At 38.9% G+C, this 24296-nt stretch carries 25 protein-coding genes and 1 pseudogene; 14 read left to right on the forward strand and 12 right to left on the reverse strand.

The window, feature by feature from the left end; all coding sequences use genetic code 11:
* Window positions 1-137: 137 nt before the first annotated feature.
* Together betA and betB are read right to left on the reverse strand one after the other, a co-directional pair.
* On the reverse strand, window positions 138-1823 hold the full coding sequence (betA, locus tag ACW2QC_RS15220; protein WP_457544801.1) for a choline dehydrogenase: 1686 nt from the start codon (window positions 1821-1823) through the stop codon (window positions 138-140).
* Window positions 1824-1873: 50 nt separating this feature from the next.
* On the reverse strand, window positions 1874-3346 hold the full coding sequence (gene betB / locus ACW2QC_RS15225; protein WP_457544802.1) for a betaine-aldehyde dehydrogenase: 1473 nt from the start codon (window positions 3344-3346) through the stop codon (window positions 1874-1876).
* A gap of 253 nt (window positions 3347-3599) precedes the next feature.
* Between betB and cudC the strand changes: the two genes are divergently transcribed.
* Complete coding sequence (cudC, locus tag ACW2QC_RS15230) at window positions 3600-4178, forward strand: choline uptake/conversion transcriptional regulator CudC (protein WP_457544803.1); 579 nt, start codon at window positions 3600-3602, stop codon at window positions 4176-4178.
* 27 nt (window positions 4179-4205) lie between these two features.
* Complete coding sequence (locus ACW2QC_RS15235; RefSeq protein WP_457544804.1) at window positions 4206-5093, forward strand: glycine betaine ABC transporter substrate-binding protein; 888 nt, start codon at window positions 4206-4208, stop codon at window positions 5091-5093.
* Window positions 5094-5255: 162 nt separating this feature from the next.
* Here the strand turns inward: ACW2QC_RS15235 and ACW2QC_RS15240 are convergent, their stop codons facing one another.
* Window positions 5256-5483 carry a hypothetical protein gene (locus tag ACW2QC_RS15240; RefSeq protein ID WP_457544805.1) on the reverse strand — a complete coding sequence of 76 codons (228 nt, stop codon included), beginning with the start codon at window positions 5481-5483 and terminating at the stop codon, window positions 5256-5258.
* Between the two features lie 162 nt (window positions 5484-5645).
* On the opposite strand from ACW2QC_RS15240, the gene ACW2QC_RS15245 reads away from it, so the two are divergent.
* On the forward strand, window positions 5646-7028 hold the full coding sequence (locus ACW2QC_RS15245; protein ID WP_457544806.1) for a DUF6880 family protein: 1383 nt from the start codon (window positions 5646-5648) through the stop codon (window positions 7026-7028).
* A 362-nt stretch (window positions 7029-7390) separates the two neighbouring features.
* On the opposite strand, the gene ACW2QC_RS15250 is transcribed toward ACW2QC_RS15245, so the two are convergent.
* The 3 genes from ACW2QC_RS15250 to ACW2QC_RS15260 are packed head-to-tail and all read right to left on the reverse strand — an operon-like array spanning window position 7391 to window position 9368.
* The gene (locus ACW2QC_RS15250; protein WP_457544807.1) at window positions 7391-8125 is read right to left on the reverse strand and encodes a glucose 1-dehydrogenase; all 735 of its coding nucleotides are present in this window, start codon (window positions 8123-8125) and stop codon (window positions 7391-7393) included.
* A gap of 16 nt (window positions 8126-8141) precedes the next feature.
* The gene (locus tag ACW2QC_RS15255) at window positions 8142-8585 is read right to left on the reverse strand and encodes a MarR family winged helix-turn-helix transcriptional regulator (RefSeq protein ID WP_457544808.1); all 444 of its coding nucleotides are present in this window, start codon (window positions 8583-8585) and stop codon (window positions 8142-8144) included.
* A gap of 27 nt (window positions 8586-8612) precedes the next feature.
* Window positions 8613-9368, reverse strand: coding sequence for an SDR family NAD(P)-dependent oxidoreductase (locus tag ACW2QC_RS15260; RefSeq protein WP_457544809.1), 756 nt, complete (start codon window positions 9366-9368; stop codon window positions 8613-8615).
* Between the two features lie 388 nt (window positions 9369-9756).
* On the opposite strand from ACW2QC_RS15260, the gene ACW2QC_RS15265 reads away from it, so the two are divergent.
* The 3 genes from ACW2QC_RS15265 (at window position 9757) to ACW2QC_RS15275 (ending at window position 12985) form a co-directional block, all read left to right on the forward strand.
* Window positions 9757-10407: an SDR family oxidoreductase gene (locus ACW2QC_RS15265; RefSeq protein ID WP_457544810.1), complete on the forward strand. Its 651-nt coding sequence runs from the start codon at window positions 9757-9759 to the stop codon at window positions 10405-10407.
* Window positions 10408-10789: 382 nt separating this feature from the next.
* Window positions 10790-11662 carry a YitT family protein gene (locus tag ACW2QC_RS15270; RefSeq protein ID WP_457544811.1) on the forward strand — a complete coding sequence of 291 codons (873 nt, stop codon included), beginning with the start codon at window positions 10790-10792 and terminating at the stop codon, window positions 11660-11662.
* Window positions 11663-12010: 348 nt separating this feature from the next.
* Window positions 12011-12985 (forward strand): D-cysteine desulfhydrase family protein, encoded by a 975-nt coding sequence (locus tag ACW2QC_RS15275; protein ID WP_457544812.1) that lies wholly within the window; start codon window positions 12011-12013, stop codon window positions 12983-12985.
* Window positions 12986-13129: 144 nt separating this feature from the next.
* Here the strand turns inward: ACW2QC_RS15275 and ACW2QC_RS15280 are convergent, their stop codons facing one another.
* Window positions 13130-14116 (reverse strand): diaminopimelate dehydrogenase, encoded by a 987-nt coding sequence (locus tag ACW2QC_RS15280; RefSeq protein WP_457544813.1) that lies wholly within the window; start codon window positions 14114-14116, stop codon window positions 13130-13132.
* A gap of 241 nt (window positions 14117-14357) precedes the next feature.
* On the opposite strand from ACW2QC_RS15280, the gene ACW2QC_RS15285 reads away from it, so the two are divergent.
* The 3 genes from ACW2QC_RS15285 to ACW2QC_RS15295 all read left to right on the forward strand — a co-directional run bounded on the left by ACW2QC_RS15285 (window position 14358) and on the right by ACW2QC_RS15295 (window position 16407).
* Entirely contained in the window at window positions 14358-15236 is an 879-nt protein-coding gene (locus ACW2QC_RS15285; protein ID WP_457544814.1) for a LysR family transcriptional regulator, read from the forward strand.
* A gap of 107 nt (window positions 15237-15343) precedes the next feature.
* The gene (locus ACW2QC_RS15290) at window positions 15344-15739 is read left to right on the forward strand and encodes a CidA/LrgA family protein (RefSeq protein ID WP_457544815.1); all 396 of its coding nucleotides are present in this window, start codon (window positions 15344-15346) and stop codon (window positions 15737-15739) included.
* Window positions 15715-16407, forward strand: coding sequence for an LrgB family protein (locus ACW2QC_RS15295; RefSeq protein WP_457544816.1), 693 nt, complete (start codon window positions 15715-15717; stop codon window positions 16405-16407). The genes ACW2QC_RS15290 and ACW2QC_RS15295 overlap by 25 nt, the downstream gene beginning before the upstream one ends.
* A gap of 266 nt (window positions 16408-16673) precedes the next feature.
* On the opposite strand, the gene ACW2QC_RS15300 is transcribed toward ACW2QC_RS15295, so the two are convergent.
* Window positions 16674-17222, reverse strand: coding sequence for a class I SAM-dependent methyltransferase (locus ACW2QC_RS15300; protein ID WP_457544824.1), 549 nt, complete (start codon window positions 17220-17222; stop codon window positions 16674-16676).
* Between the two features lie 39 nt (window positions 17223-17261).
* Window positions 17262-17678 (reverse strand): annotated as a pseudogene (locus ACW2QC_RS15305) (Rrf2 family transcriptional regulator); the annotation flags it as partial.
* Between the two features lie 186 nt (window positions 17679-17864).
* Here ACW2QC_RS15305 and ACW2QC_RS15310 point away from each other — a divergent pair.
* Window positions 17865-18170, forward strand: a complete 306-nt coding sequence (locus ACW2QC_RS15310) for a hypothetical protein (RefSeq protein ID WP_457544817.1) — start codon at window positions 17865-17867, stop codon at window positions 18168-18170.
* Between the two features lie 477 nt (window positions 18171-18647).
* On the opposite strand, the gene ACW2QC_RS15315 is transcribed toward ACW2QC_RS15310, so the two are convergent.
* From ACW2QC_RS15315 to sspJ, 3 genes are all read right to left on the reverse strand, one after another.
* The gene (locus tag ACW2QC_RS15315; RefSeq protein WP_457544818.1) at window positions 18648-19871 is read right to left on the reverse strand and encodes an MFS transporter; all 1224 of its coding nucleotides are present in this window, start codon (window positions 19869-19871) and stop codon (window positions 18648-18650) included.
* 12 nt (window positions 19872-19883) lie between these two features.
* Window positions 19884-20267 (reverse strand): MarR family winged helix-turn-helix transcriptional regulator, encoded by a 384-nt coding sequence (locus ACW2QC_RS15320; protein WP_457544825.1) that lies wholly within the window; start codon window positions 20265-20267, stop codon window positions 19884-19886.
* Between the two features lie 234 nt (window positions 20268-20501).
* The gene (sspJ, locus tag ACW2QC_RS15325; RefSeq protein ID WP_457544819.1) at window positions 20502-20663 is read right to left on the reverse strand and encodes a small acid-soluble spore protein SspJ; all 162 of its coding nucleotides are present in this window, start codon (window positions 20661-20663) and stop codon (window positions 20502-20504) included.
* A 334-nt stretch (window positions 20664-20997) separates the two neighbouring features.
* Between sspJ and ACW2QC_RS15330 the strand changes: the two genes are divergently transcribed.
* The 4 genes from ACW2QC_RS15330 (at window position 20998) to ACW2QC_RS15345 (ending at window position 23459) form a co-directional block, all read left to right on the forward strand.
* Complete coding sequence (locus ACW2QC_RS15330; protein ID WP_457544820.1) at window positions 20998-21249, forward strand: DUF3243 family protein; 252 nt, start codon at window positions 20998-21000, stop codon at window positions 21247-21249.
* Window positions 21250-21550: 301 nt separating this feature from the next.
* Window positions 21551-21835: a transposase gene (locus ACW2QC_RS15335; protein WP_457544821.1), complete on the forward strand. Its 285-nt coding sequence runs from the start codon at window positions 21551-21553 to the stop codon at window positions 21833-21835.
* 259 nt (window positions 21836-22094) lie between these two features.
* Window positions 22095-22418, forward strand: coding sequence for a DUF378 domain-containing protein (locus ACW2QC_RS15340; protein WP_457544822.1), 324 nt, complete (start codon window positions 22095-22097; stop codon window positions 22416-22418).
* A gap of 102 nt (window positions 22419-22520) precedes the next feature.
* Entirely contained in the window at window positions 22521-23459 is a 939-nt protein-coding gene (locus tag ACW2QC_RS15345) for an AEC family transporter (protein ID WP_457544823.1), read from the forward strand.
* Window positions 23460-24296 lie beyond the last annotated feature (837 nt).

The raw sequence follows: 24296 nt of genomic DNA on the forward strand, positions 1-24296 counted from the left end.
CTCTTTCAGATTGAAAATGAATTGGTGGATTGAAAGATGTCTGAACCCTTATTTCCAAACTTAAATCAATTAATCCAGTAGTTCAGCTCAGTGGTGTCAAACTAACATTTTCATACCCTGATTTTTAATTACTTTACTTACTTCACTAATGTGCCTGCGTCCTTTGGGTGCACTCCATGACGATAATAATCCATATAGGAAGGTGTCATCGGTTGATGTCCAAGGATGATGTCTGCAGCTTTTTCGGCTAACATCAACACCGGTGCATGGATATTCCCGTTCGTCGTATGAGGCATAGCAGAAGCATCAACGACCCGTACATTGTCTAGGCCATGAACCTTCATGGTTAGCGGATCCACAACAGCCATCGGATCTGAAGCGGGCCCCATTTTTGCCGTGCAAGATGGATGAAGTGCTGTCTCGGCATCATTCGCTACCCACTCCAAAATTTTCTCATCTGTTTGAACAGAAGGACCAGGTGAAATTTCGCCTAAACTGTAAGGCGCTAACGCTGGCTGCGAAAGGATTTCCCTGGAAACGTGTACTGCTTCAATCCACTCCCGGCGATCTTCTTCCGTGGACAGATAGTTAAATACGATACTTGGGTGCTGAAAAGGATCACGCGAACGAATCTTTAGGCTTCCTCTGGAGTTGGAATACATCGGACCAACGTGTACCTGGAATCCATGTTTCGTGTCCGCCTTTTGCCCATCATATCGAACCGCAAGCGGAAGGAAATGGAACATTAGATTCGGATAAGGAACATGGTCATTCGAACGGGCAAAGCCGCCACCTTCAAAATGATTCGATGCTGCTGGTCCGGTACGTCCAAGTAGCCACTGCAAGCCAATCCAAGGCATTTTTGCTTTATTCAGGCTAGGTTGTTCCGAAACAGGCTGCGGACAAGCGTGCTGAATATATACTTCAAGATGATCCTCGAGATTTTCACCTACACCAGGAAGGTCAACGACAGGTTTGATGCCAAGCGAGCGAAGATGGTCAGCGTTTCCCACACCCGACAACTGAAGTAGTTGTGGCGTGTTGAATGCACCACCAGAAAGGATAACTTCTCCCGCTTTAACATGATAGGTTTTCCCATTTTTTTGGTATGTCACACCATTTGCTCGAGTACCGTCAAAGTCGATACTGGTAACAGAAGCACGCGTCTCCACTGTAAGGTTTTTGCGTCGCATTGCGGGACGTAAATATGCACGCGAAGCGGACACTCGTCTGCCATTGTGCACTTGACTATCGAATGGTCCGAATCCTTCTTGACGAAAACCATTCACATCGGGTGTTCTCGAATAACCAGCCTCTTCAGCAGCATCAAAAAAGGCTTGAAATAGAGGATTCGTGGCAGGCCCGCGCTTCAGTTTAATTGGACCGTGATGACCACGATACTCATCAGATGAATCTGCTCCGAAAGTGGATTCTAGTCGTTTAAAATATGGAAGGCAATGGGCATAATCCCACGTTTCCATACCTGGTGCAGATCCCCACCGGTCATAGTCCATCGGGTTGCCACGCTGGTAAATCATCCCGTTAATGGAACTTGATCCTCCTAGTACTTTCCCCCGAGCATGCGCGACGCGTCGCCCATTCATGTAAGGCTCAGGGTCAGTAGCATAGATCCAGTCATAGAAGCGATTGCCTGACGGGAACATCAAAGCTGCTGGCATTTGAATAAACAGATCCCATGGATAATCACTGCGCCCCGCTTCCAAGACAAGAACACTGTTCGATTTATCTGCACTTAGACGGTTACCGAGTACAGAACCCGCACTACCGCCACCAACGATTACATAGTCATATGTTTGTTTCATCTGTAAAACCTCCTTAAAAATCTATGTGTTTCTTTCATTATTTAAAACAATTATGAAAACCAATGAATCGGCTCTGGCTTCAGATTATGGAAAACATGTTTCGTTTCCTGGTATTCTTCCAACCCGGTTTTTCCTAATTCGCGGCCAATGCCGGATTGTTTAAAGCCGCCCCAGGGTGCATGCGGGAAGTACAGGTTAAAATCATTGATCCAGACCGTTCCCATCCGCATCTTGGCCACACATCGTTCGGCTTTGGCTATATCTTTTGTCCAAACCCCACCGGACAATCCGTAAATCGAGTCATTTGCTAGATTGATAGCTTCATCTTCTGTCGTGAATTTCTCCACCGTAATTACCGGACCAAACCCTTCATTCTGAACAACGCTCATATCCGTTGTGCAGTTTGTAAGAATTGTAGGCAAGTAGAAAAAGCCGTTTTGTAATGCTGAATCATTCGGGCGCTTGGCACCAACGGCAACGGTTGCACCTTCCTTGATGCCTGCTTCCACATAGTTGATCACTTTATTTAAATGTTCCTGAGAAATAAGCGGTCCCATTTGTGTTGTTTCATCAAAACCATTGCCAAGTTTGATGTTTTGGACCCGATCTACTAATTGCTGAACAAAATCATCATGAATGCTTTCTTCTACAATCAATCTTGTACCCGCAGAACAAATTTGCCCAGCGTGGAAAAAGACCGCATTCATTGCCTGGTCAATGGCTGTTTCCAAATCTGCATCAGCGAAGACAACATTGGGATTTTTTCCGCCAAGTTCTAATGCAAGTTTTTTCACATTAACACTGGCAGCCTGCATGATCTTTTTCCCAGTTTGAATCCCGCCAGTGAAGGAGATAAGATCGACATCAATATTATTGGAAAGTTCGGCACCAACGGTATCTCCCGCTCCGAGAACTAGATTGGCAACGCCTGCTGGTATGCCCGCTTCTTCCATTAATTCAAATACTTTCACATGGGTAAGCGGTGTGATTTCACTTGGCTTGATCACTAACGTGTTGCCGGTAACCAATGCTGGTGCAAGCTTCCAAGACGCTTGTAGCAATGGGTAATTCCATGGTGTAATTTGTCCGCATACACCAACCGGTTCTTTAACCACCTTACTAACAGAATTCGGTAATGGGGAATCAATGATTTCTCCGCCGTCTTTATCTGCTATTTCGGCATAATAGCGGAATACGCCAGCAATATCTTCCATATCACCGCGGCTTTCCTCAACTGTTTTCCCGGTATCCAGAGACTCGAGCTCTGCTAATTCTTCTTTGTCACGTTCAATGAAATCAGCAATTTTGCCGACGATCTTACCACGTTCGGTAGCTGGTGTTGTCGGCCAAGGACCGTGATCGAACGCTTTTCTGGCAGCGGCGATTGCTGTTTGTGCATCGGCAACATCTCCTTCTGCCGCAACTGCAATAACTTCTTGATTAAATGGATTGATAATTTCTCTTGTCTTTTTTGAGATGGAATTGACCCATTGACCATCTATATATTGTTGCTTTATTGCCAACGTTACCCCTCCTACACTTTATATTAATTTCGTTAAGAAAAAATTTAACGTTTTTAACAAAACAAATGTATCATGGAGGCTTTTGTTTGTCAAAAAGAAAATCTTAAAAATTTCCTTGAATCCATTCATCATCGAAAATGTAAAAGATCCATTGCAGTTTATGATTTGACAATAATTTTTAAATCGTTAATATTAAGTTCGTAAAGAAAAGATTTAACAAATTTAATTTATTTAATGTTATGGGGGTGATGAAATGCTGGATGGGCAAGAAGAACATGATGCACATGATGAACAAATACGACAAAAAGTTGAACAGGCAAAGGATCAAGTGATTGGTGCCATTTCGGAAACGATGGACTTATATGGAGTGACACCGTCCGCTGGGAAATTGTATGCGATGATGTATTTTAAAGAGCAAATGAATCTGGATGAAATGCGTCAAGAGCTTGGGATGAGTAAACCAAGCATGAGTACGAGCGTCCGTAAGCTACAGGATAATGGGATGGTGAAAAAAACATTTCAGAGGGGTTCTAGAAAACATACGTACGTAGCAGAGAAGGACTTTTTCCGTTCGTTCATGTCATTTTATTGTCAAATGTGGGAACGAGAAGTAACGATGAATATGGAAGCGATCAATCATGCGGAGGAGGACCTACAGGAAATTTTGAACGATGATACCGTTGCGGAGGATATACGGGAAGAAGTGACAGCGGATTATGAATTACTTGAATCGTCAAAGGTGTATTATCGCTGGCTGGAACGATTAACGGCCAGCATACGAACAGGGGAAATTTTTGAATTTTTACCGAAAAACCTAGAAGAAGACAAATAACTCAACATGAAAAGGGGTATGTATTTAATGTTTTTTAAAAAGCTGAACGTGGGTATTCTGTTCATTTTGTTAGTGGTGCTCACGGCCTGTGGAAGTACAAGTAATGGAGAGGAAAAGGATTCAGGTGAAACAGATGAAGTGAAAACGATTAAAATGGGACAAATCAACTGGGCAGAGAATGTCGCTGTTACAAACATGTGGAAGGTCATTTTAGAAGATGAAGGCTACAATTTGGAACTGAAATTATTGGATATGGGAGCACAGATGGCAGGTGTTGCAAATGGTGACCTTGACGTCAGTCCTGAGGTATGGCTGCCAATACAGGATGCCAGTTATTTAGAGCGCTATAAAGATGAGGCCAACTTCTCGGATGAATCCTGGTATGATAATGCCAAAGTCGGTTTGGTTGTTCCCAAATACATGGACGATATCAATAGTATTGAGGATTTAAATGCCCATAAGGATGAATTTGAAGGTGAAATAACAGGATTTGAACCTGGAGCTGGAACAATGGTAGTAACCGGTGAAATGATAGATGAGTATGGTCTTGACTTTGAATTGATCCAAAGTTCTGAAACGGCGATGATTGCGTCAATCGGCAAGGCGATAGATAATAACAAGCCTATAGTTGCACCACTTTGGAGTCCACACCGCGTATTTTCGGAAATGGATCTGAAGTATTTGGATGATCCGAAAAAAGTGTATGGCGAGGCAGAAAAGATCTATCATGCTACCCGCCATGGATTTGCTGATGACTTTCCTGAGGTAGACAAATGGCTGAAAAACTGGAAAATGAATGATGACCAAATTGGCGACCTAATGAGTATGATCAACGAAGCAGATGACCCAGCAGATGGTGCAGCCAAATGGGTGGAGGATAATCAAGAATTGGTTGATGAGTGGCTAGAGAAATAAAGACTAAAAAAGCGCCTTGAAAAAGGTGCTTTTTTTTGGTCACTTCGTACGAGAACATCGACCTGAAACGCGAAAACATCGACCCGAGAACGAGAACATCCAACAGAATTGTAAAAATTAGTAAGGCTAATTATGTATGAATTGGTAACCATCGGCTGTTTCTTACTGACTCTCTATATTCTGACTCCCTATATTACTAGCATATTCAAAAAGCTTTGATTCCTCATAGTCGGATAACACACGTTTTGGAATAATGGTTTGGTTGAATGGATCTATTCCTCGAACCTCTGCAACCAGCATTTCACCTTTATAAATGTTGTAGGCGGTTCGATCATCACTCGGCTCTATTTGCTTTTTGTTGAACAATTCATTTGATTTGCTTTCCTCCACAAAATCACTCCTAACTTTTTTTTTTAGTTTCTCTCACTGAAGATGTTTTATACACCTTATAGATCCGCGCGCAACCTTCACATCCCCTGTCCCTTCAAAACATTCTATATATTATGGTAAACTAAGGAATAAACCGTTTTTTCTGGGGAGGAGTCCGATAATTTGGATTTACATAAAAAGGTTTCCAAGCTTACGAAAGCTGAATTAGTTGATTTAGTCATGGATTTGGTCGATGGGGATGAGAATGTTGAGAAGAAAGTGGAATTTAAACTTGTCAGCCCTAATGACGAAGTAAAGGCTAGTAAACAATTAATCAGACAGTATATTAATGAGAATAAGAGACGGGGGTTCATCTCCTGGCGAAATGTGCATGCTGCGCTTCAAGGTGCGGAGATGGTACTTGATAAAGGCCGGGATAAGCTTGTCAATGGAGAGGAACAGACTGCGATTCGGTTAGGAATTGCGGTGGTTTCCATTGCGATTGACATGTTTCAATATGCGGATGATTCCGGTGGCGATATTGGTTACATCATCAATAAAGGCATCACACTTCTGAAGGATGCATCGTCTATGGTGCTTCTATCAAGTAATCAGCGCGTACAGGATAACATGTTTAAGCTAATCCTAAAGGAAGCGACGCATCAACGATATGACGGCAGGAGTGACCAGCGCATTGATCTGTTAGACGTATGTACGGTATACGCTGCCCGTTCCACTGCCAGACAGAAGCTTGAGGAGACGTTGGATAAACTTTTACGGGAAATTTCGGCTAGCTCATCCTGGTCATCGGATTCTGATCAGCAGTCTATCATGCAGCTGCAGTTAAATATTCTCGAGCGAAATGGGGAAACGGAGAAAGCAGAACAGCTTATCAGAGAAAATATGGATTTTAGTAAGTTTAGGGAAATGGCGATTGAAAAAGAAATGACTAATGAAAATTATGCTTCTGCGTTAAAAATTTGTGAGGATGGGGAAAAGAAAGACAGCAATTATCCTGGTCGCATTGAGAAGTGGAAGAAATATCGCTTGCAGGTGTATGAGGCATTAGAGGATATCGAAAAGCAAAAAGAAGTCCTGCTTGAGTTTGTCTATGATAATCAATATGAGGCGTATGGCAAGTTGAAAGATTTATATTCTCGGGAAAAATGGCAAGTTGTTGTGGGAGAAATTTTCGATGAATTTGAGGAAAAATCCGGCTATCTGCCACATGTGTATGAGTACATTGCAAAAGCCGAGAATCGAAGCGATAAAATCCTTAAATACTGTGAACAATCACCGTCTACCATTACAGAACTTTACCCATATCTACTGGATGATTATAAGGAGAAGGTCGAGAAAATGTTTACAAGTTATATTACTTGGGAAGCAGAGCATGCAACGGAAAGGAAGAGATACCGTAATGTATGCCAGAAATTAAAACAGTACAAAGAAGCATGTGGGGAAGTGGTGTTTCATGACATGGTTAACGAACTGAAAAAAACCTATAACCGGAAGCCTGCGTTTATCAATGAATTAGAGAAGGTAGAAAAGCAGGTTTTGATTTGACTGCATACCATCCAAGCCTTTCAAATGCATGAAGAGTTGGAGAAGAAAATGGGGATTGCGATCCAATAAGAGGTCGTTCAAAAAGTCACCAAATAATAAGCGGCGAACTCAACGCTTACTTGTTTTTCCTCTCCTCATGTACCTATTTATGTACACTCCGGGGCTCAAAGCTACGCCGCCTCGACCTTCTTGCTTCTAATTTGGCAACTTTTTGAACATGCACCAATAAGGGAACTTTTGGGAGATAGCCAAATCAATGTGGGAATTTTGACGAAAGAATAAAAAAACAATTCTTAATTAGAGTGCCTGACCCTTAGCGATCAAAAAGATTAATACGCTGAGGGTTAGGCACTTAAATCTAATTATTGTGCAGTTAGCCCGCCATCAACGACAAACTCAGAACCAGTACTGTAACTTGATTCATCTGAAGCGAGGTATAAAACAAGATTTGAAACTTCTTCAGGTTTTGCAACTCTTCCAATTGGTATATGTTTTGCAAATTCGTTAATTACATCTTTTGAATCCGCTTGTGCAATCATTGGGGTTTCAATAACGCCAGGGTGAACAGAATTTGCTCGAATGCCATAATGGGCTAATCCAAGAGCGGCTGCTTTTGTCATTCCTCTTACAGCAAATTTTGAATCGGTATATCCAACCGCTCCACCAACTAGACCATTCATGGACGAAATGTTTACAATCGACCCGCCGTCCGTCTTTTTCATAGATGTTATAACTGCCTTCATACCAAGGAATACAGATACCTGATTAATGTCAATGATTTTTCTGTACTCCTCAACAGATATTTCCTCTATAGACTTATTCATACTAATCCCTGCATTATTGACAAGCACATTTACAGGGCCAAATTCTTTTTCAGTTGCGGTAACAACTTCTTCCCAATTCGCTTCCTTTGTCACGTCGAGCTTGATGAATTTTGCATTTTCACCAAGTTCAGCTGCTAATGCTTGTCCTTCTTCCTTAAGAATATCGGCAATCATCACCTTAGCACCTTCTCTTACGAACAAACGGGCATGCGAGGCCCCCATTCCACGTGCTCCTCCTGTAATAATTGCGACTTTACCATTTAATCTATCCATGTTAACTTCTCCAAATTTAAGATTCTGTACTTTTTCGATCTTGAATACCTTTTAATAATTTTTCTTGAATCATTAAATATTGATTGATTTCTTCTTCATTCAGGACTTCAAAATGCTGCAAAAACACTTCTTGACCAATTGCCTGTGCTTCTGATAATGCCTTTTCGCCAGCAGGTGTAATATTTAGCCGGGTAGTCCGGCGATCGCTTTCATCATATTGTCTTTCACCTAGTCCTAAATGTACAAGCTTTGTGGCAATACTCGTCATCGCACCTTTTGTGTAGCCAAGTGTATTGGCTAATTCTACTTGTTTTTGCGGCCCCTTCGACTTTAATTCCGCTAATACAAGAATTGGTGAAATTCCGAGTGGATATCGAAATGCCTTTGTGAATCGTATAATGTTTTCATTATTGATTTGTTCAATTGCGTGAATAAGTTTAAAAATATCCGTTTGTCTCAAATGATCCTCTCCAAATAAAAGAAAATATTAATGAAGCATAATGGATCCGCCATCGACCATGATTGTTTGGCCCGTAATATATTGTGAATCCTCGGAGGCAAGGAACACTGCAACACTGCCGATATCCTTTTCGACATCACCAAAGCGACCCATTGGAATTTTGCTCTTAACTGCTTCGTAATATTCAGGCTGTGCTTTTGACCATGCCTCCACACCAGGTGAATAAGCGATTGGGCTAATTAAGTTGACATTAATACCGAATCTGCCCCATTCATTTGCGGCGACACGTGAAATTCCGCGAATAGCTTCTTTTGCAGCAGCATATGCACCTTGTGTTTCATGGCCATTCAAACCTGCACCAGATGCAAAATTAATTACATTGCCCTTTGATTCTTTTAAATACGGAAGTGCTGCCTTCATTAAATAGAACGTTGGATAAAATCCGGTACCAAATGACAAATCCAGGTCATCCTGTGTTGTATCCTCAATAGTTGCTTGTTTGGATGCATGAGCATTATTTACTAATACATCAAGCTTGCCGTATTTATCAATCACTGTAGTAATAATTTGACCAAGGTTTTCGTGGTCCATTAAATTAGCTTTTAGAAACATAGATTTAGGAGAAATAGCTTGTAGATCCTTTTCCATTGCTTTACCAGTTTCTTCGTTAAGGTCAACAATTGTCACAATCGCGCCTTCTTTTGCCATTGCCTTTGCCATACCACTGCCGATTCCGCCAGCGCCACCAGTAATAATGACTACTTTATCTTGTAATTTACCCATTATTGTCATCCCCTTAAGAAAATAGTTTAGTGTTAAACCATCTAGTATAGTTTAACACTAAACTATACTTTTGGGTAGTGGATTGTTTTATATTTAACTGTCAAATTAGTATCCAAAAAATCTAAAACTGGAATAGAGTTGAATCATATTGCTGTTCAATGTTACTTGGTAAGAATCGGAAATAAAGCAAGTATATAATGCGGATGCAAGTTATTGGATAAAAAAGGAGTACACCTTTCAGAATCAAATGATTACGTACTATAACTGACTTGAGAATATTTCCGGCAAACAGATATCTAGACATTGTCCATTCTGTTCATTTACGATAAGAATACACACAATAGTTAGGCAATAACGTTATTTGTTTTCCCAGAAAGGATGATTAAACTTGAAAATACTCGTAGTAGGGGCAAATGGCCAAATCGGCAAGCACCTTGTTTCAATGATCCAAAAGAATGATAATTTGGAAGCGAGGGCAATGATTCGTAATAAGGAGCAGGCTTCCTTTTTTGAAAACGTAGGCGCGGAAACTGTGGTAGTCGATTTGGAAGGGGAAATTGAACCGATTGCAAAAGCCGCTGAAGGAGTCGATGCGATCGTATTCACGGCAGGGTCTGGCGGACACACAGGGAAAGACAAAACCATCATGGTGGATTTGGATGGTGCTGTTAAGGCAATCGAGGCGGCTAAAGCTGCTGGCGTGAAGCGGTTTGTCATGATTAGTTCGTTCGACACGACACGTGAAGCAATACAAGCTGCCCCTGCATCGTTTGCACCGTATGTTGCAGCAAAGCATTATGCGGATGAATGGTTGAAACGGGCCGATTTGGATTATACGATTATCCATCCTGGCTTGTTAACAAATAATAAAGGAACGGGCCAAATAGAGGCAGCAGTTGAAGTAGATCGGGATGAGGTTCCTCGAGAAGACGTGGCAAGCGTTATTGTTACCAGCCTAGAAAATGAGACGGCGATTGGAAAGGAATTTCAGGTAGTGACTGGACATACACCGATTGAGGATGCAATCAAATCCATTTAATAAAATTTGCTGTTCTGAAAGAAAGACAATTTGCCGATAAGGTGAGTTGTCTTTTCGTTATAAAATTAATTGGATATGTATAACTTTACTTTTATAACGGGCCTCGTTCGGATCCGGCGCTAAGCAACTAGTAAACTTTCTTCGTCTTCCTCAGATACCTCTCCTCTTATTTCATCCATGAGAAGCTTTTTTATCAAATTTTCATAAATATTGTATCTCCTTGTTCAATGAGAAACCCCGTACGAAAAAAAGTCAACATTAACTTAAAACTTAAGGAAAGCCTACGAATAGGAAATGAACACCTTAAAATGACCAGGAATACTTAAAAATCTTTTTTTGTGGTAAACTTCAATTAGAATAAAAATTAACAGCGAGGAATTATATGAATACAACAAAGAAGCGCATCCCTTATAGACTGAAAATGATTTTACGAGGATTAATAATTATTATCGGCGGGTTTATAGCATCTTACGGACTTGAAGCGGTATTAATCCCAAACAGTGTCTCTGATGGAGGAGTGACGGGGCTAAGTATCGTTGGATCACAATTATTTGGATTGCCGTTAGGTGTTTTAATTGTCGTCATTAACATCCCTTTCATTTGGTTAGGATATCAACAAATTGGTAGAAGTTTTGCCATTTATTCGATTCTCGGCATAGCTTCACTAGCCCTTGGCACAAGCATCATGCATCATATCCCAGCGATTGTTGAAGGGGATACCATGCTAGTTACTGTTGTTGGCGGTATTATCCTTGGTTTTGGGATGGGATTAGCCTTGCGTAATGGTGGGGCATTAGATGGAATTGATATGCTAGCCGTATTGCTTTCCCGAAAATTACCGTTTGGGACAAGTGATTTCATTCTTTTTCTGAACGCGTTTGTGTTTATTTTCGTTTCAACCGTTTTCGGCCTACAAGGGGCAATTCTCTCAGCAATTGCTTACTATATTGCATCTAAAGTGATTCACATCGTTGAAGAAGGTTTAAGCGGCTCGAAAACGTTTAAAATTATCACGGATCAACCTGAACTCATGGTGGAGACCATACGCGATCGCTTAGGCCGAAGTGCAACGTATAAAGCAGCTTACGGCGGTTATTCCAATGAAAAATTTGTTGAAATTACGTGTGTTATTAACCGCTTAGAAGATAGCAAAATCAAAGAAATTATTCATGAAATTGACGATGCCGCTTTTGTTACGGTGTATGATGTAGCAGAAGTAAAGGGCGGTAATTTTAGAAAACGTAATATTCATTAGCTACATAAAAACCCAACACACCCTCCTTCATCAAACGAAAGGGGGTTGTTTTTTATTATCACAATGAAGTGAGGTGGTGTAAAGATGGTGATGGAACTTTTCAAAAACAATGTGGTGAAATTTGGACTGTTGGGCTAGGTGGTAAACGGAGTCAGGTTGTAGCAATAAGCAATAATCATGTTATTAGAGGGGGCCGGCCTTACGTAAAGGAATTTTTGTGATAAACTTTAAAAGGATGTTGTTGCAAAATAGCGACTATGAATCTATTGTGGTCAAAGGATTTTTAGTAGATCTAGGCAACCAGAAAAACAGAAGGAAACAACCTAATGGAGAAAGGGAAGAATACAAATGCAAAAATTAAACATAGCCAATCTTCATACACCAATACAAAAACTAGAAAAAACGAGTCAAAAACTCGGAAAAAATATTTATATGAAGCGGGATGATTTTACCGGGACTGAGATTTCCGGTAACAAAGTCAGAAAGCTGGAGTATTCCATAAAATATGCGCTTGATAACGGGTATGATACGGTTATTACAGCAGGGGGCATGCAGTCAAATCATGCCAGGGCAACAGCCAGTGTTTGTGCGATGGAAAACTTGGAGTGCCATTTAGTACTTAGAGGCGAAATGAAAGAATTTGAAGGTAACCTGTTTATGGACCATATGCTTGGTGCTAAAGTGCACATGATTGATGGTGACCAATCACGTGAGAAAGCAATGGATGAACTAAAAACAGGATTGGAACGTCAAGGCAAAAAGGCGTATGTCATTCCGATAGGGGCATCTAATGCAATAGGCACATATGGTTATATTAATTGTTATGAGGAGATAAAAAAACAAGAAAGCGGCATGAACATTCATTTTGATTCTATTAATATTGCGGTCGGTTCTGGGGGGACATATGCAGGTTTATGGTACGGAAATGAGCAAGATGGTTCAAAAAAGAAAATTCTTGGCTATTCTGTCGATGAATCAAAAGAAGTATTCAAAGAAGACATTATCCACATTTTGAGAGACATTGATAAAGACGTGAATAACTTCGATAACATTTTAATCAATGATCAATATGTTGGAATTGGATATGCAAAAGCTACTGATGAGGAGCTCGCATTTTATATCGATTTTGCCAAAAGCGAAGGGATTGTTCTTGACCCCGCTTATACAGGGAAAGCCTTCAGAGGAATGGTGAATGAAATAAAGCAAGGAAAGTATGCGGACCAGGAGAATATTCTATTTATTCATACTGGCGGACTTCAAGGATACACGAAGGAAATGCGGGATAGGATTGATGATTTGATGCGTAAAGGCAAGTTAATGTGAAATCGAATGATAATCATGATATGCTTCTCTTTAAATATATCTATGGGAGAGTCTGTGATATCCGGAATAAATTCGACAAAATCCAGGAAGTGACCACAGGCACCACAAAAAGCCCCCCTTTTTTTAGGGGGGCTTTTCTAATTCCTACAAATGATCTTTTCTTAATTCTTCCGCTGAACGTGGCGAAATAAGACCTGGTGCGACATCATAAACCGTTTTTGCACCAAACTGCTTTTCTTGACTTAATCGATGTGCTGCTCTTGCATATGCGACTAATACACTAGCAGTAAATTCAGGGTTGCTGTCTAAATTAAGGGAGAACTCGTAAATTTGTCTGTTGTTTTCGCCAGTATTTCCGCCTCGTATAACAAATCCACCATGTGGTGCTTTGGAATGATCTCGTTCTAACTCTTCGTCTGTAATGAAATTCACTTCCGTTTCATAATCAGCGAAGTAATTTGGCATGGTCTTAATTTCATTTTCGATTGCGGCTTGGTCTGCACCTTCTTCTAAAACGATATAACATACGCGACGATGTTTTTCAGCAGTTGTTAATTCTGGATTTTCACCACTACGAACTTTTTCAATTGCTGGTTCAGATGGAATTGTGTATTGAACACCATTTTTCACGCCATCGATTCTTCTTACAGCATCAGAGTGTCCTTGGCTTAGGCCCTTACCCCAGAAAGTATAATTTTCGCCATTAGGTAAAATCGCATCAGCCATCACACGATTGATGGAGAAAAGACCTGGATCCCAACCTACTGAGATAATAGCGGTTGTATTATGTTTGGTCGCCGCTTCGTTTACAGATTGATAAAATTCAGGGATTTTTGCGTGTGTATCGTAACTATCTACCGTGTTGAACATGCTAGCAAAGTGTGGGGTTTGTTCAGGTAAGTCTGTTGCTGATCCTCCACAAAGCAACATAACATCAATTTCATTTTGATAATTACTTGCCTCTGATATATGTAAAGCTTTTACACCAGTTACATTTAGATCAAGCGTATCAGGCTCTCTCCTAGTGAAAATTGCGACTAATTCTAGATCAGGAGATTGTTTTATAGCTTCTACTGCACCTTTTCCTAAGTTTCCGTAGCCAACGACTCCTAGCCTAATCTTATTGTTCATATACATTTCTCCTTATTTTTCGAAGATTTTTGTCTACTTCTATTACTTTAAAGAATTTTAAGGAAGAATTCAAATGTGGAGAACTGTTATAAATGTTGTTTAGCCAATGTCGTATATGAGTGTCTTTTAGTCTGTTTTCTATATAAAACGAATAGTGGGTACTTTTTATCCAGTCAAATCTTAGGTAAACTTTATATAATAGCTGTTAAAAATATAAACCCAGCTGTAGGGGGAGTAAAAAATGGATATTCAACACCTTAACTATTTTGTCGAAGTTGCTAAACAAAAAAATTTTACAAAGGCATCCCAAGTATTGCATGTATCCCAGCCCTCAATCAGTAAAATGATTAAAAGCCTGGAGGAAGAACTGCAGGTTACACTTCTTGATCGTTCAGAAAGAAAACTGGAACTTACAGATGCAGGGAAAGTTGTTTTTGAACAAGCAGTAGAAATCTTGCATATGATGGAGGATGTATACGCTTCGGTTGATGAGCTGGTTCATGTGAGAAAGGGTTCTATTAAGGTGGGGTTAATGCCGACCCTGGGTGTGATGCTTTTTCCTGATGTGCTTGCCGGTTTTAGAAAGAAATATAAACAAATTGATATTCATTTGGTCGAATATAGTGCAAAGCTATTGGAACAAAAGGTAGTACAAGGGGAAGTGGATTTAGGTATTACGGTATTACCGGTTAACTCCGAAACTTTTGGGATCATCCCTATCTCGTCGGATGAGCTTGTTGTCATTGTAGATAGAGAGCATTGGTTGTCAGAAAGAAAATCAGCATGTTTATCCGAGTTAAAACATGAATCATTCATTTTTTTTACCAAAGATTATGCCCTTCATGACGTGGCTATGGAGGCCTGTCTACAATCGGGATTTGAACCAAATGTTGTCTATCAAAGTTCTTTGTGGGACATCGTTGGTGAGATGGTTGTAGCACAATTTGGGATATCTGTTGTTCCGATGTCGGTCGCAAATCGGTTTAAGGATCGAATTTCAATTGTTACTATCACTTCGCCGCAAATTGATTGGAAACTGGGATTGATTTACAAAAAGAATAAGTATCTTTCTTTTGCGGCCCGGGAATTTATTACATATATTCAGAAAAGAAGGCCTTAACTATAACTTTATGGAATAGTTTTGATTACTTTTATGTATTTTATGAATCGTTATACTCCGAGTAGAATGAAGAATAGATCACACATTTACTTCGGAGGTGTTGCAACTTGAAAAAGTGGTTAACGATTTTACTGAATATCAGTTTAATTATTGCTTTTGCCTGGATTGGCAAAGGGATTGTAGCGATTACCCATTTACCTATTCCAGGAAGCATTATCGGTATGGTTTTATTATTTTTCGGTCTACAATCGGGCTGGATTAAACTAAGTTGGGTTGAGGCAGGTGCAGCGCTTCTCATTTCAGAGATGTTGTTATTCTTTATACCGTCAGTAGTGGGATTTATGCAATATTCATGGATGTTTGGTATCAAAGGTCTTGTCATTCTATTTATTGTTGTCAGTGGCACGGCTCTAATGATGATATCGACAGGTGTTATCTCAGAAAAGATACTAGCAAGAAAGAGCGGTGAAGTGAGAAGATGGTTCCCGAGATATTTTATTTAATTATCACCGTTCTTTTTTACTTTTTAGCGAAAAAAATCAACCGAAAGAGGCCAGGCTTGTTATTTTCACCAATTGTCCTCACTCCTGTCATGTTGATTGTTCTCCTTTTGATGATGGATTTGCCTTATGAAGACTATGCGAATGGCACGTTTCCACTAAATGAATTGTTAGATGTTGTTACGGTTGCATTGGCTATTCCTTTATATCGCAATTGGTCTTTTATTGCTAAAAATTGGCGCGTTATTTTGTTCAGTCTATCAGCCGGATCATTGATTGCTGTTGTTTCTGGTGTTTTAACTACTTATTGGCTAGAAATGGGGCAGGATTATGTTATCAGTATCATTCCGCGCATTGTGACGATCCCGGTTGGTGTCAGTTTGTCCGAATCAATAGGGGGCATTCCTACCATAACTGTCCTCTTTAGTATGATAACATGCTTTGTTGGTGTGTTCCTGGGACCACACATTATAAAACGCTTTTCGATTAAGCATCCATTGTCGATCGGCATGATGTACGGTTTAGGTGCACAGGCACTTGGAACCGCAAAAGCTTTTAAAACTGGAGATTTAGAAGGGACCGCCTCGAGCGTATCCTATATTTTGACCGCCATCATTACTGTTGTTTGGGCATTGATCTTGACACCGGTTATAAATGCGTTATTGGTATAGGAATTTTCATAGTAGACCATAAAAAATAGACCTCCCTTAGTTTACCAGGCTAGTGAGGTCTATTCCTTACTTGTGCTGACCCCTCTTGAAGGGGAGCGATTCATTCATTGCTGACCGGAGATATTGGAGTGGAGTATGTTCGGTCTTTATTCGTTTGTGACTGTTTATATTCTGTGTTTATGATAATAGAAAAATAGATAAAACTGTAGGTAAGCTTTTTTATATCATGGGATGGGACAAGGGACCTGACCCCATGTCCCACGTTATTATTTCTTGGCAATGATAATGTATATACTGTCTGTCGGATATAACTTTTGTGTTACGTTCAGTCCTGCTTTTGTAATTTCTTGTTCCATAGTAGATGAGGCAATTCTAGGATGGTTATGGGTAGGATTATCTTGCTTTTCAAATTCAACACATACGAAATATCCATCAGGTTTAAGCACTTGTTTAATTTGCTGTAGCGAATCAGATAATTGTTCAACCTCATGTAGAACCAATGAAGCTAGTGCAAGGTCGATTGAATTGTCGGATAGCGGAATATCATCAATACGCCCTTTCAGAGTTTTGACATTTGTAATATTTTCTTTTTCTGCCTTGGCATTTACAACCTCTAACATATTTGGGTCAATATCTAATGCATAAACCATCCCCTCCACGGTTTTAGCTGCTGGGATTGTAATATACCCTGAACCTGCACCTAAATCTAAGATAGTATCATCTGTTTTAATAGGAAGCATATTCAGCAGCTTTTCCGGCGGTATATCTCCTCTTCTTTCAGGATTATCGAGGAATTCAATTTTTTTTGCTAGCATTTCTTTAGAATTGTGTTCACTTTTTTCCAAAAGATTAGTCTCCTTTTTTGATTTAATTTGTTCTGCAATATCCATAATATATTTGTTGTTTAGTTCATCTTTCATCTTTTCTTCTGCTTCAGTCATCACATTTTCAATTAAACAATCTCCATTTCTAGATAATTGTTCATGTTCCAATGAGCAACTAAATAAACTAGTTTTGCCTTCAATAGCATGAATGACATCTAAAAAAGATATATCATGAGACTGCCTTACTATACTATATCCACCATTAACACCGGGATTTGACTCAATTAGTCCTACTTTTACAAGTTTAGTTAAAATCTTAGAAAGGTATGTTGGTGAGAGGTTTTGCATTTTGGCTAGATGTTCTACTCCAATAGATTTTCCCTTTGGAGTTAACGTTAAATAAACCATTGTGTGTAGAGCGTAATTTGTGGCTCTTGAATATTTCATTACCGTTCTCCTTTATAAAGTATATTAAAGACCCTTGAAGTCTGTAATTGATTTTACATTAAATTAAATAACAAGTCAAAGATTAAAAATAGGCTACGATTTTAATTTATAATGGTGGGTATGAAATTAAGCTGTAGTGCTGCTGATTATAAATGGGCGAGGACCTAGGAAGGAAGCTACGTAGAAATGATAGTAGGGTGTTTAGGATCTATTTTATTTATTGCTTTGATCATTTGGGCTTTTGGTGTTAGTCCTATTCTTGGGGTTTCATCTATCCTTGTGGGTTTCGCTCTTATTATTTGGAAAACATCCATTTTAAGGTTTCTAGGTTTCGCATTAATTGTCGCATTAATTGTTTGGGCATTTAAGATACATTGGATTCTTGGTGTTGTATTCATCTTCATTGGCTTGTTGATCATCGGTTGGGACGAAGAGAAGAAGGAAGAAGAACGAGCAAAGGAATTAACAATAAAAAACTTGATGATGAAGTAACGCGTATTTACCTTCACATTGTTGTTAGGGATGCAAATGAGCCAACAATTATTATGGACTTTTTTTAAGGGTTCTGACAATAGAGATAGCGATAGGATTCAAAATGCGATTCAAGAAGCGACCCAATTGCACGACCTGTTAGTTGTTCAGAGGCGGCAAACAGATTAATAACCGTCTCATGATTGTGCAATCTACACTTGTTGTGACGATTATGGACCATAAAAAATAGACCTCCCTTAGTTTACCAGCATAGTGAGGTCTATTCCTTACTCGCGCTGACCCCTCTTGAAGGGGAGCGATTCATTGCTGACCGGAGATATTGACGTATCTTCGGTCTTTATTAGTTTATGCCTTTTTCTTGTCTCTATGTTTATTATAACACGAAAAAACAGTTTGCAAACAAAAAAATAGATAAACCTTTTTGCTAAGCTTTTTCATATCATGAGGTGGGACAAGGGACCTGTCCCCATGTCCCACTTAATTCGCTTTTGTTTCTCCTGATACAGAGGGGTTGATACTTCCCCAGACGGAGCCTTCCTTTTTCCCATGCAGGAAGTAATAAAGGATTGTTGTTACAAGAACCATCACACCCATAATGATGTAAAGGTTTCGATATCCGGTTAATGGAATGATGAATCCGAGAACGTATGGCCCAAATCCGAGTCCGGCATCGAGTGCGATATAGTATGTTGACGTTGCTAATCCGATTCGATGCGGTGGTGTCACCTTCACTGCAATAGCTTGGGTGGTTGATTGCATATTACCAAAACCGAAACCAATCAGAACACCCGCTAATAATAGGGCGATACTATTCTGTGCTGTACTTAAAAGCAATAATCCTGCTGCAAATAAAATAAATGCCGGATACATAACGGAGTTTGCACCTTTCACGTCCATTAAGCGTCCTGTGAACGGGCGTGATACCAATATTGCTACTGCATAGACCACGAAGAATAGACTTGCTACATCAACTAGGTCAATTTCAATGGCATAGAAATTAATAAATGACAGGACACTAGAATAGCCAAGCGATATGATTATCACAACGAGCGCGATTGGTAATGCTTTTGGCTCCAAAAAGTCGGAAAGCTTTAATTTCTTACGTTCAGCAGCTTTTGCCGTCTTTTTCACTACTGGTATCTTTGCAAAGATAGATATGATAAAACTAATGATTCCGAGTGTTAGACAAAAGCCAAAAATTGCTTGATAACTGGTCTGTTGACTCATATATAATCCAATGAAGGGACCAATTGCGGTAGCCAGTGTAATGCTCATGCTGTAAAAACCGATTCCTTCACCTTTTCGTTCTTCTGGTATAACTTCGGCAATAATGGTTCCTGTTGCTGTGCTCGCCATACCTAAAGCAATTCCATGCAATAAGCGGGTAATAAGTAGAAAAATAATTCCTCCATTTATAAAGTACAATAATGAAGTCAAAATAAAAAAGATTAGGCCAATATATAACATTTTCTTATTACCGACTGATGTGATCATACGTCCGATAAATAGCCGTCCGATTAACGTTCCAATAATAAAAATACCAGTTACAAGTCCAGCCTGGCTTTCGGAAACATCAAATTCTTCTGCCGCGTAGACGGCCATGGTTACTAATAATAAATAAAAAACTAAGTATAAGAAAAAATTTGCGGATGATACGATGATAAAGTCTTTTGTCCATAATTTAGATTTTGCTTGATTCACGAAACTAACTCCTTACTTCATAGTATTATTTCTGATTTCTTCCATAATCCGGATAATCTCCAATTGTTCCTCTTCTGATATTCCTTCCAAAATTTCTTGTTCAAATTGATCGATGGTGACACGGACATTCTCATAAACGGTTTTGCCAAGTTCTGTAAGCTGCATCCGTTTTTCGCGCTTATCCTTACTTGGCACTTTCTCTACATAATCTAATTCTTCTAAGCGGCTAAAGGTCCTAGTTATGGTAGGCTTTTCTACACCTTGGTAATGGGAAATCTCTACATGTGTTGCAGGGCCATAATTGTGTAAGTAGTACAAAATGGTCCACTGTGCCCGATGCAAGTTATGTTTGCTTAGCTGTACATTAAGCCGATTTTCAAAAGGGCGATACAACATGATCAGCTGGTGAAAGAACTGTTGTGTAGACTTTATGGAAAACACCTCCTAAATAGTTATCGTGGGTAACGGTTATCTTGGGTAACTTTAATAGGTTAACAGGATTTTGGGAGAATGTCTAGTGTTTTTTTAAAAGGATTGTTTGAATTTATCGTAATTTAGATGGAATACGCTTAGGCCATACAATTTTCAACAAAAATTATAAGGAGCTCGGGATTGAGCTCCTTATTCCAACTATTTATATTGTTGCTCGCCTTTTTTCTTTTTCACAGCTTCTTGTAAAGGATCTCCAGCCAATGCTTGTTCTGCATCATCTAAAGAACTTAAAAAAGCTTGATTGCTTTTAGCTGAAATTGATTGCTTGTTTTGTTGTTGTTTGTTATTAGACAAATCCATGCCAAAACCTCCAATTTTAGTTGTTGTGCCGCTACCTAATCCTTATTGTATCGACATCTTTCTTATTATTTCCCTTCATTTTGTAGATAAATACAGATTACTCAATAACAAATTCCACCATATTACAGCGCTAGTTATGAAGTATTATTTAGCTTTTCAGAACACTTATATGGACACTTTTTTATATTATAAAGCCTACCTGGATCTACCTGTATATATATTTAAATTACTTACATAATAAAAACGCAAGGGGAGGGTTTCAAATCACCTTCCCTTGAGAGGTCTAAATTGTTGGGTAAGATTGGAAACTAGATCAAATATGGAGGGATATACTTTGTCAGTATTAGACAACTTTGACGGATGGAAGGAATTCCTTGGCGATCGCCTTCAAAATGCACAAGATAAAGGCATGGATGGGGAAGCGATGAATAGTATTGCTACTGAAGTCGGGGACTATTTAGCAGCAAATGTCGAGCCGAAAAATGGTGAGCAGAGACTATTAGCTGATCTTTGGAATTCAGCTGATGAAAATCAAAAGCAAGTTTTAGCAAGTACGATGATGAACCTTGTCAAAAACTCCAAATAACACGAGAGGGGATGTCGCTGTTTTGCTTCATCCCTTCTTCCTTTTTTAATGTTTTTCGTCTTGTTTCTCACGCATATCTAAGCATCCCTTGTGGTAGTCCTGGCATTATAATCAAGGCGTTTCTAGTGCATGTATGTTACGGAAATATGTTTTTTTCCTTCAAGTTCACTTTGTAATTCGATCAGCAGGTTATTGGTATTATTTACTTATAAACCGATAAAGGTACCAAAATATTACCACCAAAGAACAAGACTGGATTTTCAATTGACGTCCATACTAGTTCCTGAAGGGGAGTGATATTGTGAGGGCATTATTGGTTGCCGGAAGTATTGCAACACCTATTATTATGTTCTATTTACAAAAGCGCTGGATAAAGTTTCGACTTATTTTTAATTTAGGTGCAATCCTATCTGCGCTTATATTTGGAAACATTGCCTCTCTATCCATTTATCAAATAATTAAAGATGATATGGTGTTTATGACTACTATTCACGCCATTTTCTTAAACCCCTTTTTCTTAATTACTGGGTCTTATATAGGACTATATATCCTTTACCGACTGTTACGAATAATCTTAGAGGAATAAGCTGGTACAGATCTTAATTACTACATTTATCCATTTACGTTTTGTCTTTTCAAGTTTGATGTTGAATTACTTCATATATAAATGCTGTGGCAATGTAGGTTTATCTTTTCAAACATTTCATGATACTCGAATCCCCGTAGAATTATGTTTCCCATCATCGGTATTAATAACTTAGCAATAGCTAAAGATAAGATTGAATCTATCCTCTAACTGTAAAAAAGCAGGGATAGGGCTCTTAAAAAATTTGGAGGTGAAAAATATGGAATTCTTAAAACGAATCGCATTAGCCTTAATAATCATTGGTGCTATTAATTGGGGGCTAATTGGTTTTTTTCAATTTGATTTGGTTGCTGCAATTTTTGGCGGTCAAGCTGCTCCCTTATCAAGAGTTGTCTATGCGCTTGTCGGCATAAGTGGTTTATTTTGTATAGGCTTGTTATTTGATCCACTTGAAAATGAAAGTACAAATAGAGATAACTACATCCAGACAAAAAGAGTAAATTATGGTACTGAGTTTGGAGAAGAGACAAATTTATCAAATGAAGGGGAAAAGACCCTTGATAACCCAGGAAATAAGGAATAAATAAGTAAAAAGGCCATAAAGCTGTATGGCCTTTTTACTTATTCGCCATAAAGGTTAACCATCCAAGCTACGGTTTCATACCGTAACTGAGGGGGGATAATCATGGGTTCTGCAAGCGCATTCTTTCAGGAAATGTTGGTTCTATACGGTATTGCATTGTTGGGATTTATCGTGAGGAAAATGGGGGTATTAAAGGAAAATGCAAACGATGTTCTAACCCAACTTATCCTGTATATTACGTTACCTGCTCTTATTTTATTTTCGCTGGACATTTCTTTTTCTAATACCATGGTAAAAGAATTCCTATGGCTTGTCTCCATGTCTGTTTATGTGCTCATAGCTTCCATTTTATTAGCTATATGGATGAAAAGACGTTCACAACTTCCAAAGAAACAAAAAAGTGTATATGAAGGATTGATTATTTTTGGTAACCAGGGATTTATTGGTTACGCTGTGAGCTTTATTCTTTTAGGGGAACAGGGAATTGTCTATTTAACCATGTTTAACTTGTGTTACCTAATTCTCATATGGACTTATGGAATTTACCTATTTAGCAGGGATATGGATACAATTAACTGGAAAATTACGCTATTGAATCCGGGAATCATTTCCACATTAATTGGCTTGGTAATTTTTCTACTTCCGCTAAGCTTGCCGGACATGATTTCAGAAGGACTTGAAAGCATTGGGAAAATGACCATTCCTCTGTCAATGATGCTGATAGGATGTTTAATAGCAGACGTAAAAAATAAAGATCTCTTTTTATTGTTCAAAAATACGTACCTATGGAAATTAGCGACAGTTAGGCTGATTCTAATTCCTCTATTATTTCTCCCATTTGTTGCTTTACCTGTATCATTTCCAATACTTGTGATTGCCGTTGTAGTTTCTGGAATGCCTTCCGCTCCAACAATGTCACTTTATTCACAAAAATATGGAGCTGACACTCTCTTTGCTTCGTTAGGCGTACTATTAACGACATTGTTATGTATTTTTACCATTCCATTCCTTTATTTTATTGTAAATTTATTGATGAATTAATGAAATTTGGTGTTATCGCCACTACGCTAAAGTGATTGAGTAATAGGGGTTGGACTATTTTTGTTTCAATTGTTTTCATCTAAACTCCTCAGTCTCCTAACCACACGCGAAATAGGCTACTCATGATGGTGTAGTCAATAATTTGTTTAACAAATATAGATCTGAATTTAAATGCTGTAAGCACCTGCCTTATCGCACGTTTTATTTGTGGAGATATACCAATCTATGTCCTCTTGATAGTAGCCAAAATTCTACTATTGTTCGTTCAACAAATACAATCACATTATCCAAGGCAACGAATCATGCCATCGGTAAAAACTCCGTGTACGTTTCCGCTTAATGCAGCAATTCATTGGCGCAGAGTCTTCCTTATTATTAGGTTTTTCGAATGTTTGATTGTAGGAAACAGCGGTATCAGCAGATTTATCCTTATGTTCAATAGGGTACGTTTCGAAGGCTAGTTCTTTTATCTTTTCTAACGGATCAGTTGTTGTGATTTGTGACTCATAGCGTTTGGTCTTCATAGGAAAGGGATCAATATAAACACGGTGATTTCTATTTCCTACATTTTAATGTGAAAAAATACTATGATGTTAACTATAAATATCAAATATAAGGAAATAATTGGTAGTGTTGTAGTGTTGCACTAGTTGTCTACTTTGTGCTAAATTATATATCTACCGCAACAACTGAAGGAAATCTAGGAAATTAAAAAAATGGTTGACTTTAAGTTTAATAACGTGGTAAGATATATCTTGTCGCTTTAAGAAGTGACTTTGATCGATAAAATAACTTAGCAAAAAGTTGTTGACACAAACGAATTACTTTGCTATAATC

Source organism: Virgibacillus sp. FSP13 (assembly GCF_054048505.1).